11 protein-coding genes are annotated in these 12,432 nt (G+C 45.4%); 5 read left to right on the top strand and 6 right to left on the bottom strand.

Annotated features, from left to right (window positions below; translation table 11 throughout):
- Together L5M10_RS18850 and L5M10_RS18845 are read right to left on the bottom strand one after the other, a co-directional pair.
- Positions 1–173, bottom strand: a 173-nt coding sequence (locus L5M10_RS18850) for a transposase (protein WP_263148818.1), incomplete at its 3' end; no start/stop codon positions are given.
- Between the two features lie 44 nt (positions 174–217).
- On the bottom strand, positions 218–1,393 hold the full coding sequence (locus L5M10_RS18845) for a tyrosine-type recombinase/integrase (RefSeq protein ID WP_263255732.1): 1,176 nt from the start codon (positions 1,391–1,393) through the stop codon (positions 218–220).
- Positions 1,394–1,818: 425 nt separating this feature from the next.
- On the opposite strand from L5M10_RS18845, the gene L5M10_RS18840 reads away from it, so the two are divergent.
- Positions 1,819–2,298, top strand: a complete 480-nt coding sequence (locus L5M10_RS18840) for a DUF2947 domain-containing protein (RefSeq protein ID WP_263255731.1) — start codon at positions 1,819–1,821, stop codon at positions 2,296–2,298.
- A gap of 301 nt (positions 2,299–2,599) precedes the next feature.
- Positions 2,600–3,160, top strand: coding sequence for a chalcone isomerase family protein (locus L5M10_RS18835; RefSeq protein ID WP_263255730.1), 561 nt, complete (start codon positions 2,600–2,602; stop codon positions 3,158–3,160).
- A gap of 12 nt (positions 3,161–3,172) precedes the next feature.
- On the opposite strand, the gene L5M10_RS18830 is transcribed toward L5M10_RS18835, so the two are convergent.
- The gene (locus L5M10_RS18830; RefSeq protein ID WP_263255729.1) at positions 3,173–4,117 is read right to left on the bottom strand and encodes an autotransporter outer membrane beta-barrel domain-containing protein; all 945 of its coding nucleotides are present in this window, start codon (positions 4,115–4,117) and stop codon (positions 3,173–3,175) included.
- 120 nt (positions 4,118–4,237) lie between these two features.
- Entirely contained in the window at positions 4,238–4,867 is a 630-nt protein-coding gene (locus L5M10_RS18825) for a TetR/AcrR family transcriptional regulator (RefSeq protein ID WP_263255728.1), read from the bottom strand.
- Between the two features lie 139 nt (positions 4,868–5,006).
- Between L5M10_RS18825 and L5M10_RS18820 the strand changes: the two genes are divergently transcribed.
- Together L5M10_RS18820 and L5M10_RS18815 are read left to right on the top strand one after the other, a co-directional pair.
- A complete protein-coding gene (locus L5M10_RS18820) occupies positions 5,007–6,113 on the top strand; it encodes an efflux RND transporter periplasmic adaptor subunit (RefSeq protein WP_263255727.1) in 1,107 nt (368 codons plus the stop codon).
- Between the two features lie 2 nt (positions 6,114–6,115).
- Entirely contained in the window at positions 6,116–9,196 is a 3,081-nt protein-coding gene (locus L5M10_RS18815) for an efflux RND transporter permease subunit (protein WP_263191117.1), read from the top strand.
- Here L5M10_RS18815 and L5M10_RS18810 read toward each other — a convergent pair.
- Positions 9,181–9,426, bottom strand: a complete 246-nt coding sequence (locus L5M10_RS18810; protein WP_105251903.1) for a YdcH family protein — start codon at positions 9,424–9,426, stop codon at positions 9,181–9,183. The two genes, L5M10_RS18815 and L5M10_RS18810, sit on opposite strands and share 16 nt — an antisense overlap.
- A gap of 260 nt (positions 9,427–9,686) precedes the next feature.
- On the opposite strand from L5M10_RS18810, the gene L5M10_RS18805 reads away from it, so the two are divergent.
- A complete protein-coding gene (locus L5M10_RS18805; protein WP_173243703.1) occupies positions 9,687–11,690 on the top strand; it encodes a methyl-accepting chemotaxis protein in 2,004 nt (667 codons plus the stop codon).
- A 625-nt stretch (positions 11,691–12,315) separates the two neighbouring features.
- Here L5M10_RS18805 and cydX read toward each other — a convergent pair.
- On the bottom strand, positions 12,316–12,432 hold the full coding sequence (gene cydX / locus L5M10_RS18800) for a cytochrome bd-I oxidase subunit CydX (protein ID WP_011788717.1): 117 nt from the start codon (positions 12,430–12,432) through the stop codon (positions 12,316–12,318).

Genomic DNA, 12,432 nt, shown 5'->3' with positions numbered 1-12,432 from the left:
GGTGTGCCACCCTGGCGTTCTAGTTTTAACTGTCTCACCCATTTATCCATAGTGGACTTACCAACGTTCATCGCCTTTGCAGCTTCGATGATGCTATGGTTTTTATCGAGGACTAATTGGGCTGCTTCAAGTTTGAATTCAGCACTAAATGTTTTTCTGGTTGTCGATCTCATGTGTTCACCTAAAGTCATCTACGAGGTAATAATATCACCTCTATTTAGGTGGCCAAAATTAGTGTGCCACTACAACTGATATCGCTATGCCCTAAAAGCTTACTAGTCGTTTGAATATTGCCGCCACGCATCACGCTCCAACTGGCAATGGTTCGCCGTAGGTCATGGATAGTGACATTATCCTCTTTTGCTGTCGCTGACTTTTCAGGGCCTCGCAGCCCTGCCCGCTCGGTAATGCGATACCAGAAGCTGCCTTTGCCCGCATTCTCGGTGATATGGCCTGAATGACTACGCTCGGCAGGGAACACGTATTTAACGCCGTGAGCGGCTTCATGGCTTCGACGCTCAAGGATTGCCATCACCTCTTTTGTTAACGGCACCGCATGGGGCTTTTTCGATTTAATCTTGCTGGTCGGGATAATCCACATCCCGCGCTGATGGTCAATCTCTCGCCACTCCATACTAAACACACAGCTTTTACGCTGCCCCGTTAATAGCAACAGCATCACCACATCACGGTAAAGCGGCGCTTCAAATTCTAACGACTCAAGTAATGCCCTCACCTCATGCTGATTTAAAATCCGTTCACGCTTCACCGCCGCCAATTTTTTGATGCGGCCAAAGGGATTGATTTGTTGCTCATTGAACATCGACTTGAGCAAGGTCAGGCATTTGTTACGCACAGCGGCAGAGTTTTTGGTGATAATCAGCTTAAGCAGGTTTTCAGCTTCGACAGCGGTGATGCTTTCAACGGGTAAATGGGCAATGCGCGGTTGAATATGGTTCTTCCATGTGGATTGAATATCCTTAAGGGAATTGAGTCGCCGCTCACCCGTTTTGATTTTGACCATAAACTCGGCTTCGAAGGATTCAAACAGTTGTTGAACCGTCATCGATAAGGCTTCTTTGCGCTCAGCCTCTTGTTTTGCAAGGCGCTTTGCTTCATTAGGATTGATACCTTCGGCCAAGTCTACGGCAATATGCTTGGCCTGCTTGCGGGCGTTCTCAATGGTTAAATGCGGGAACTCCCCGATCGTCACTGTGACGTCTTTACCTAAATGCTTGCGGCGAAAGCGAAAAACCTTTTTTCCCGATGGGAAAACATCTAAGATTAATCCATTAATTGAGTCTCGATGGCCAAAATCGGCGATTCTGAAGCGTTTTTGACCGATTTCGAGCTGTTCGAAAGCACGTTTTGTGAAGCTTGTTTCAATGCTCATAATGACTTAGCCTTAAATCCTGTGCCGCCTATGTGCCACCATAGGGATTAATTTAGACTAAAATACAGTAATTTTGGTTAATGTCAAAATCGCACGAAGCACACTTAAAACCATGTTTTATAATGATTTATTAATTTAAGATAATTTTCGTTAATGTCGCGAACTGTCTCCTGTGGAGAGACCAGATAGTGCTTGTGTGATTTCAACTTTACTTGAAGATTTTTATGATAAGAATAATTTTCAGAAACACAATTTAAAACCTCCTCAGTCTATATCCCTTAAAAAACAGCTCTCTTAATCGTTACTATAAAATCCAATACTAGGATATAGCCACATTACGCCATTTCCCTAAACTTGGCTAAGTCAGTATAATCCGCCACATTGATGTTTGATGAGTCTTCAGGGCTCAACCTAGGAGAGCTTGCTTGGCCAACACTTATATCCCGTTAGATCAATACCGCCGTAAGTGGATTTTCAACCACAAAGACTTGCCTGTCACCGACGAGGACAAGGCGCATATCCTGCCGTTAACAGATAAAAGTGCGATGGAAATCTGGAACCAATGGATCAGCAACAAGAGTAGTCGTGCGGAGCAATTTACTAAGGGAGATTGGGCGGCGAAGGCTGATGCTTGGGTGGAAACAGATCATTGGCAGAGCGCTTGGGATAGTGAAGATAGCAGTTTACCCACCATGTTAGCTGAGTTTATACAATGGCCCGATGAGACGCTGGTGTATTTTTGCTATGAAAAATATCAGATTATTGAAACTCGTTGGGATGTGTTCGTCCGCAATTGGAAGTGTTTTCTTTTCTTTGACGACGGTCCCATTTTGATCTCGCCAAAACAGAAACAAGCGGTGATGTTCGAACAGAGTGGTCAGTACAAGCTAGGCACTCGCGGATAATTTATACAGGGTGCTTAACGCTGATGATTTCCCATCGATAGCTTTACGCCAACACTTTTACGCCGATAATTTAGCGCGATGAGTCATCTTGTTGGCATGCTCATATTTAATGATGAGTATGCCATATTTAACCATGTTTGAATGATGCGTAAGCACACTTAGCCTATCACTCCTCTCTTCTTTAGATTAACATCCGTTTTCGGTGCCGAGTATTTGAGAAGTTGGGGTCAACTTTTTGCTGTAAATACTCATAAAAATCTGCTTAAAACCCAATAATTAAAATAGAAAAATGAGGTGTATTATGAAGTTACTCTCCACTCTTACCCTAGCAAGCGCGCTGCTATTACCCCACACATTAATGGCCAAAGAAGTCTCAGGAGTGCAAGTCGCCGAGACAGTGACATTAGATAGCCAAACATTACAGCTCAATGGCGCGGGCGTTCGCAGTAAGTTCTTTATGGATTTATATGTAGGCAGTTTGTATTTGCCAGCAGCATTGAATAGTTCAGCTGCGGTTATTGATGCACCAGTTGCGGCAATCCGCCTTAACATTACCTCAGGCATGATCACCTCAGAAAAAATGCTCGATGCCATCACTGAAGGTTTTGAGCAAGCGACGGCAGAAAACACCGCCGATATTCAACCGCAGATAGATACCTTTATGGCGCTGTTTAAGGAAGAAATTAAAGAAGGTGACCAATTTACCTTAGTCGCCAATAAAGCCCGCGGCGTGACGGCCTATAAAAATGGTCAGGAACAAGCCACCATCGAAGGTGAAATGTTCCGTCAAGCACTGTTAAAAATTTGGCTAGGTGATAAGCCAGCCCAGAAAAGCCTCAAAGAGGCCATGCTGGGCAAATAACTGACATTAACGTTAGAATTTGAATTCGATATCCAAGGCCGCTGCGCCTTGGTTATCCATTTCAAGCGCGGCTTGATTTGTCACTTCTAACTCACCATCAAAGTAATAACCAGCATAGAGATTTACGGTTAAAGCAGGCGTTGCTCGCCAACCGCCACGCAGATAACTCACCCATTCGTTCGTTTCTACAGCAATATCATCATCCTCAATAAGGAATCGCTCAGTACGACGTGAACTACCCAAACCAATATTCCAATCAGGATTGAATTGATAACTAAGCTCTAGTCCTGCTGGACCACTAAAACCAGCTTGGAATGGATTAGCCAGTGTCCAATGTTCATCTATCTGCCAACGCATGGCAAGATAAGGCACAGTGCGAACTTCATCGATATCATTAAGATACGCGACCCCAAAGCCAATCATGTTTCCCGAATCAAATGCATACATGGCCGATGCCACAATACCGTAACTCTGAGCTTGGCTAGCCGATGCAGTATCGGCGTAGGCGTATTGGATCTGCGGTGCTAAAAAGAAGGCCCAATGTTTATCCATGCGATAATTTAACGACACTCCGGCACGGTAACGATTAATATGATCCCAATTCTGTCCGTCGGTACCAAACAGCGGTGCGACATTGTTTGCGCCAGTAAGCGTGATGTTACGCCAGTCATAATCAAGTCTGTCATAGCCCACACGAAAGCCTAGCGACCATTGCTTATCCAGCGACACATTCATCCCAGCATTCAGTAATAAGCTGTCCCTTTGTAGCTCAGTATTGCCATTAGCTACCTCGGTGCTTTGGGTACTGATCTGCGTGATACTTAATCTAAAAGGTTTGTATTCCTGCGAAGGTTTATCCGCTGCAATAGCGGCACAGCTCATTAACGGTAACAATAACAAACAGCCTTTCAGCAACCGCTGTTTTACGCTTAATGGTGCGAGTTTTCGATTAGCCACGCTAGCTCCTTGCATTTAAAATAATGGATAAATTTTTGTGCATAATACGCGCTATTGAATAAAAAGGTTCACACTTTCAAAATGAAGATACAAACTAATACCTTTGAAACAAACAAGCCTTTACTCTACCCGATGCGCCCTCAAGAACATGTCAGCACAACCCAATATATAATGATTCCTGTCGTCAAAAAGCTCATCGGCCGCTAACCCCAATTCTAATTTAAGTTTTAGCTCACCAAACAGCATTAAACATAAACGCACTGCACTATGGTGAGCATTACCAAATCGATATTGCCCTAACGCCTCTACAGCGACTAAATAATCCGCCAATAAGCCCACTATGTGTTTAGGGCCCGCGTCAAAGAACAATCGCGACACTTCAGGATGACTTTCGGATTGCGCCACACAGGCTTTGAATACGGTAATAGCTTCAGGACTGACGATCATCTCCCCAAATTGCAAAGCAAATTGGGTTAATGCCGATTCCGGCTTAGTGGGATCACTTAACAAATCATCATTAAGATTATGGCCAACACACTTAGATTCAATTGCCGCAACAAATAATTCATCTTTGCTGCCGTAATGGGAATATACGGTTTGTTTCGACACGCCCGCAAGCTTTGCAACCTCATCCATACTGGTATGAGGGAAACCTTGACGACAAAACAAATCAATAGCAGCTACAAGGACTTGCTGACGTTTTTGTTCACTACGGCTCAAAGGTAATTGCGTCTCAGAGGAATGCATCATATCAACTCTCAAATAGATAGACATAATTAATTGGCATTAGTTAAGCACAAAATAGACTAGACAGTCTAGTTTCGTACAACTAGACTGAAAAGTCTAGTTACATAGTATTAACGTTTAACTTACAGCGGAAGCCTTTAAAATGGATCGAACTGCCCGACTTTCTTGGCGCACTCTTAGCGTCTGCGTGTTTGCTTTAGCCACATTATCCGCCTGTCAAAAGGAAGTGACTGAACACGCTACGACAGCCACGCTACCCACAGTCACAAGCCAAGCGTTGATCCAGACCCCAAGTTATGAACACTTTCAGACCTTCACTGGCACTATCCGTGCAGGTAACACCACAGGTGTAGGCTTTGAACTAGCAGGAAAGTTAAACAATTTACTGGTCGATTCTGGGAGTAAAGTTAAGCAAGGACAAATACTTGCAGTTCTCGATACCCGACTACTCGAAGCCGAGCGTCAAGAGATCCAAGCAAGTCTGGCACAAACCCAAGCCGATGTTGATCTGGCCACCAGCACTCTAAAACGTAATCAAGAATTAAAGAAATCGGGCTATGTCTCTGAACAGCTATTAGATGAAAACCGCTCACAATTAAATAGCTTAGCCGCAGCGAAAAACCGTCTACTCGCTTCGCAGCATGCCAATCAACTTAAGCTCGATAAATCCATCTTAGTAGCGCCCTTTGACGGCACCATCAGCCAAAGGCTACATAATCTTGGCGAAGTGGTTGCCGCGGGTAGCCCTATTTTCACCTTAGTGGGTAACATCAATCCTGAAGCTTATATTGGTGTTCCTGTTGCGCTAGCGGAGCAATTTAACACCAAACAGCAAGTGCAAGTTAGTGTACGAGATCAAACCTTTTCTGCTGAAATTGCCGGTATTAGCGCTGAAGTCAATCCCGTCAGTCGTACCCTGCAACTGAGAATAAGCCTACCCCAAGATGCCCGTGTGATTAACGGTGAAATTGCGTATCTGCATCAACAACAGCAAATCCCGCAACCGGGCTATTGGGTACCCATTTCCGCACTGACGGATGGTACTCGCGGATTATGGAATCTCTATGTCATCGCAAACGATGAACAGCAATCCATCATAGAGCGCCGCGATGTGGAAATCCTCTACACCACCCAAGACATGGCTTACATTCAAGGCGCGATTCAGCCTAATGAAATCTATGTCAGCCAAGGGCTGCATAAGCTGGTCGTAGGCCAAACTGTATCTCCCATTGCTGCAGTCACGAGGTAATTATGATTAAAGCCTTTGTTGAAAACGGCCGCTTAGTCAGCCTCGTTATTGCGCTATTACTTGTCGCAGGCTTTGGTGCGATATCGAGCCTACCGCGTACTGAAGATCCCCACATAACTAACCGTTTCGCCTCTGTGATCACCCCTTATCCTGGCGCCTCAGCCGAGCGGGTCGAAGCCTTAGTGACTGAAGTCATTGAGAACCAGCTCAGACGTTTGGAAGAAATTAAGTTGATCCAATCAACCTCTCGACCAGGGATTTCAGTTATACAGTTAGAATTGAAAGACACAGTTAAAGAAACGGCTCCCGTATGGTCTAGAGCGCGGGATTTATTGGCCGATGCGAAAATTAATTTACCTGAGGGCATACAATCTCCCACACTCGATGATCAAATTGGTTATGCCTACACCGCCATCTTAAGTTTAGTGTGGAATAGTAATACGCCCGTACAAGTCGACATGCTAAACCGCTACGCAAAAGAATTACAGAGTCGGCTCAGGCTGTTATCGGGCACGGATTTTGTCAAACTTTACGGCGCACCGACCGAAGAAATGCTAGTGCAGCTTGATGGTAACAAGATGAGCCAGTTACAGCTCTCTCCTGCTTCAATCGCCCATATTCTCAGTGGCGCCGACAGTAAAATTGCTGCCGGTGAAATCAACAACCGTGAATTTCGTGCCTTAGTTGAAGTCTCCGGCGAGCTTGATTCTTTAACCCGTATTCGCCAAGTGCCGCTTAAAATTGATAGCCAAGGACAAATTATTCGCCTCGGCGACATAGCCACTGTGACTCGCCAAGCTCAAACCCCAGCGGATAGCATAGCCTTAGTCGATGGTGAACAAGGCGTAATGGTTGCAGTACGAATGATCGATAATACCCGTGTTGATCTTTGGCAAGCGCTAGTCAATAACGTCGTTGACGAACTCAATCGCGACGTCCCCGCCAATATCCAGATCCAATGGCTATTCGAGCAAAACAGTTACACCAGCGAACGACTTGGCGGGCTAGTGGTTAACCTGCTGCAAGGATTTGTCATCATCTTGCTGGTATTACTCCTCACCCTAGGCTTAAGAAACGCCATCATAGTGGCGATTTCATTGCCGCTCACAGCGCTGTTTACCTTGGCATGCATGAAATATATCGGCCTGCCGATACATCAAATGTCGGTGACAGGACTCGTCGTCGCCCTTGGGATCATGGTGGACAATGCGATAGTGATTGTCGATGCCATATCGCAAAGGCGTCAGCAAGGAATGAGCCGTTTAGCCGCAGTGAGCGAAACCTTACACCACCTTTGGCTGCCCTTAGCGGGATCGACTATCACCACTATTTTGGCTTTTGCGCCCATAGTACTCATGCCCGGTGCTGCGGGGGAATTCGTCGGTGGCATTGCCATGTCAGTGATGTTTGCGCTGCTGGGCTCTTACGTGATTTCCCATACGTTAATTGCAGGGCTCGCGGGACGTTTTAGTCATGAAGGTAAACAGGATGTCTGGTACCAACACGGGATCAACCTCCCGCTAGTGAGCCAATATTTTCAAGCGAGCCTGAGAATTGCCCTTAAACGCCCTATCGTCAGCGCGCTGCTTATCGGCATTACACCAGTATTAGGGTTTTTCGCCTCGGGTAAGATGACAGAGCAATTCTTTCCGCCATCGGACAGGGACATGTTCCAAATTGAAATCTATCTTGCGCCCCATGTGAGTTTAGAAAACACCTTGAACCAAGTGCAGTTGATGGATAAAAAACTCCACGCAGTCACAGGGATCACTCAAGTCGATTGGGTGGTCGGCGGTAATACGCCCTCATTTTATTACAACCTGACGCAGCGCCAACAAGGGGCGACTAACTATGCACAAGCCATGGTAAAAGTGACTGACTTTGAGCGTGCCAATGAGTTAATCCCCGAATTACAACAGCAATTTGATAGCGCTTTTCCCGAAGCGCAAGTACTAGTACGAAAACTCGAGCAAGGCCCGCCCTTTAATGCGCCAGTGGAGTTAATGATCTTCGGCCCGAATCTAGATACTTTGCGATCATTGGGCGACGACGTTCGTAATATTCTCGCGCAAACGCCGGACGTACTTCACACACGTGCAACCTTAAGTGCCGGTGCACCTAAGCTGTGGCTACAGGTAAATGAAGATGCCAGTCTAATGAGTGGGTTAAGCCTGACGGACATTGCCAAACAGATCCAAATGTCAACCACAGGCGTTATCGGTGGTAGCGTGCTTGAGCAAACAGAATCCTTACCCGTACGAGTTCGCCTTGCTGATGACAGTCGCGAGCAGGTGAGCCGCCTTTCTGAAATTCAATTAATGACACCTTCGGGTGAGTCTGTTGCATTATCCGCCCTCGCCCACAACGAAGTGCAAGTGAGCCGCGGCGCCATTCCAAGGCGCAACGGCCAAAGGGTTAATACCATAGAAGCCTACATCGTCAGTGGGGTATTACCTGCTCAAGTACTTAATGATGTCAAAGATAAAGTGGCTCAATTACCGTTGCCATCGGGTTATCGCATTGAAATCGGTGGGGAAAGCGCTAAGCGTAACGAAGCAGTCGGTAATTTACTGTCCAATATGATGTTGGTCGTCACCTTGTTATTAGCCACTGTGGTATTGTCGTTTAACTCCTTTCGGCTCACAGCGATTATTCTATTGAGCGCGATACAATCAGCAGGACTAGGCCTATTAGCCGTGTTTGTGTTCGGGTACCCATTTGGATTCCCAGTCATCATAGGACTACTTGGATTAATGGGACTTGCCATTAACGCTGCGATTGTGATCTTGGCCGAACTAGAAGATATGCCGAGCGCTCGGCTCGGCGATATGGAAACCATAGTCTCTACCGTCAGCAGCTGTGGTCGTCATATCAGCTCAACAACCATTACCACCGTGGGCGGTTTTATTCCGCTCATCATTGCTGGCGGCGGGTTTTGGCCTCCCTTTGCCATTGCTATCGCGGGCGGCACCCTGCTGACGACTTTACTTTCTCTGGTATGGGTTCCAACCATGTATTTGCTGCTGATGAAAACCCGTACGGCAAACACCCCATCCGCGATTCAAGCTCAAATCGCATCATGAACTAGATATTGGTACAGTTTATCTTTAAGGTTTAATCGCTCTAATTTTAACGCTAAAAAGTGCTCATCGGCGGTGGGCACTTTTGTTAACTCCAGCGCCCTAATTTTATTATCGAGCTCATGGTAACGACTAGCCATGGTCGCGAAGGCAGTATTATTGACTTTTAAATGCTTAATTTGATCGACAAAATCAGGAAACTCATAAACCAACGCATGATTCTCACCTAGCATATACACTTCTCCTATAATGTGGTTCTAACACTATGAACTCCATTCACCTTAAGCAGCTTAGTCTATACCTTCAGAATACAGCCAGTACTTGGGCATGTTATCTGCTAACATTTCTGCAAAATAAGCTGATGAGTCCAAGTCTAAAACTGCAAAAATATCAAAGAAATGAGTTTAAAATTGCAGAAGTTTTAGACCCACATCAAGACTACAGAGTAAAACTTAGGCTACATTGATGTAACCGTTACCTATAGGATCTTACGATGAATTATAAAAATTGGCCTATTGCAAAACAAATTGGCGCCCTCGCGTTTATTCTCACTCTTCTCATCTTTGGCGTATTGAGTACCGTCTCCTATAAAGCCGCTTCAAATGTATTAGAAGATAAAGGTATCAGTGCCATGAAATCTGAAATGCGTGCAGTTTCAGACATGTTAGAGCTGCAGTACGATAGTCTTCTGCAGCTTGCGAGACGCAACGCCGATGTTTTTAAGGAAATGTATCCTGGACAATTTAGTCTGCAAAATAAAACTGTCAATGTGATGGGAGTAGGCTCTCCAGCCCTAATGCACGAACAAGAACAAGTGAACTCATCAAAAAGTAAAGTCGATCGTTTTGCTAATCTAACTGGCGGTACCGCTACGGTATTCGTGCGTGATGGCGATGACTTTATGCGAGTTTCGACTTCGCTCAAAAAAGCCGATGGCAGCCGTGCACTAGGTACTTCCCTTGGCAAAACACATCCAGGCTATCAAGTGCTGATCAGCGGTAATGAATACGAAGGTTATGCCAAACTTTTCGGCAAAGACTACATGACAGTCTATCGTCCAGTGAAAGACACACAGGGCAAAGTTATTGGTATCTTATATATTGGCTTCGACATCACCAGTTCCTTAAAACAATTACAAGAAGCAGTTAACAGAATCACCTTAGAAGAAAGTGGCCATTTTCTATTAGTACGCAAAGCGGACAATGTGTTAGTCGCCCATCCTAAGTTCAACGCAGGTGACATCATCACCGAAAGTATGCTTGATGGCTTAAGTGTTGCGTATGCCACCCAAAATGATGCGGAATCCCATTACAGCAATAGTAAAAATGAGCCAATGTTTGCTTATAGCCAAACCGTAACAGGCTGGAATTGGGTGCTAGTGGGTCAAGTCAAGGCAAGTGAGCTTAATGAAGAAAGTATGCAATTGCTCACCATCAACGCCATCGTTGCTATCACAGGGATCGCGCTGATCACAGCGCTATTATCAGTTGTCTTAATTCGCGCACTCAAACCTTTGCATGCCCTCCAAGTGCATATGGAAAATTTAGGCAGTGGCGATTTTAGCCATCACTTAGCGCCATCAGAGCCACAGAGTCAAAACGAAGTAGATCGAATTACGACCAGCGTATCAACTATGTCCTCAGAGCTCAGGCAATTGATTATTGCATTGCAGGATTCAGTCATGAGTCTAGAGCAACAGGCCTCCAAGGCACAGAGTATCGCGAAGCAAAATGGTGAAGAAGCTCAAGCTCTAATGCTACAAACGGATCAAATCGCAACTGCCATCGAAGAAATGTCGACCTCGATCCGTGATGTAGCTAATCATGCCCAAGATGGCGCAGTTCAAAGCCAGCAAGTGGATGCCGCAGCCAAAGAAGGTCAAAACCAACAGACGAAAGTGGTGCAGGATTTACTCAAACTCAGTCAGCAACTCAGTAATAGTCATCAATCGGTTGAAAAAGTCAGCCATGAAAGTGAAGCGATCAGCAAGGTGACCGAAGTCATTAACAGCATTGCCGAGCAAACTAATTTACTCGCATTAAATGCAGCGATTGAAGCGGCGCGCGCAGGCGATCAAGGTCGAGGCTTTGCCGTCGTTGCCGATGAGGTGAGAACTCTCGCCCAGCGGACCCAGTCATCCATTGTAGAAATTGGCCAAACGATTGAAAAGCTGCAAACTCAAGTGAAAAGCACCACAGAACAAATGAGCCAAAGTCATCAATTAGGAATGGAATCTGCAGCACAGGGTGAAGCAACGGGTGAACAATTGAAGGAAATCACCCGTAGGATTGGCGAACTCGCGATTAGCTCACGCAATATTGCCTCGGCTACTGAGCAGCAAAGCAGTGTTGCACAAGAGATAACCCACAATTTGCATCAGATCAGCGAACTCGCTAACGAAGGCGAGCACCGTGCCACTGAAACAGTGCATTCTGCCAATGAACTGTCTTCCTTAGCCGCCGCCTTAAAACGTCAAATAAGCCAGTTTAAGGCCTAACTCAAATACGGACTTAGATAACCTGAGCTAGGGATAAGCAGAGCCGCTGAATAGGCATCTTTTCGGGCCTCTCTGCGTTGCTCTGTCTAACCATAGCTCGCTATGGCGTACGACAGAGCGCCTTGATATGCGCAAAAATCTGCGCATTCAGTCAGGAAATAGATTTTTCGCTTTAAACGAATAATTTTATGCCATTGATTTTATTGTTAAATTTAGATTTTTTCGACACTCGTTATCCCGAGTTCAGGTTAGATACAGAGTTAGTGCTTTATCAAACGTTAAATGCCGCCCTAACAGGGCGGCATTTTTTATAACAGCACTACATCAAAACGATAGGAGCCACATTTAAGAAATGGGATTTGGGACTTTGATTTAGGATACTGACGTAAAGGAGTAATGGAGAAAATATCTTAAACCATGCAGAGCAAGCATCTGCAGAGAACACAATCAAAAAGCGATGATATCAGGCCTATTCGCTGCAGTTACATCACCACTCTGCAGCGAAGTTAACTGCTTGGCCTAATACGATAACGCCGCTCTACATCAAACTAAAATAACCTCAGCCCATCAAAAAATCCCAATAAAAAACCCCGCTGATGCGAGGTTTTTAAATCGAGTTTAGACGTTACTCGGCATCTTCTGCCGATCTGTCCATGTTCTCTGTATTCTCAAGCCACAGGGCATTGATAATCCCAAAAGAACAGGCCAACAAAACCCCTAATATCCACGTAAAATACCACAT

Origin of the sequence: Shewanella sp. SM32 (assembly GCF_025654235.1) — a bacterium.
GTDB classification, from domain to species: domain Bacteria; phylum Pseudomonadota; class Gammaproteobacteria; order Enterobacterales; family Shewanellaceae; genus Shewanella; species Shewanella oncorhynchi.
This window is presented reverse-complemented; position numbering and strand designations above follow the sequence as displayed.

Coding starts and splice junctions, on each gene's coding strand:
- L5M10_RS18810 (WP_105251903.1), bottom strand. CDS start 9,426: ATGCTAGGTGAGAATCATGCGTTGGTTTATGAGTTTCCTGATTTTGTC.
- cydX (WP_011788717.1), bottom strand. CDS start 12,432: ATGTGGTATTTTACGTGGATATTAGGGGTTTTGTTGGCCTGTTCTTTT.
- L5M10_RS18835 (WP_263255730.1), top strand. CDS start 2,600: ATGAAGTTACTCTCCACTCTTACCCTAGCAAGCGCGCTGCTATTACCC.
- L5M10_RS18815 (WP_263191117.1), top strand. CDS start 6,116: ATGATTAAAGCCTTTGTTGAAAACGGCCGCTTAGTCAGCCTCGTTATT.
- L5M10_RS18825 (WP_263255728.1), bottom strand. CDS start 4,867: ATGATGCATTCCTCTGAGACGCAATTACCTTTGAGCCGTAGTGAACAA.
- L5M10_RS18820 (WP_263255727.1), top strand. CDS start 5,007: ATGGATCGAACTGCCCGACTTTCTTGGCGCACTCTTAGCGTCTGCGTG.
- L5M10_RS18805 (WP_173243703.1), top strand. CDS start 9,687: ATGAATTATAAAAATTGGCCTATTGCAAAACAAATTGGCGCCCTCGCG.
- L5M10_RS18845 (WP_263255732.1), bottom strand. CDS start 1,393: ATGAGCATTGAAACAAGCTTCACAAAACGTGCTTTCGAACAGCTCGAA.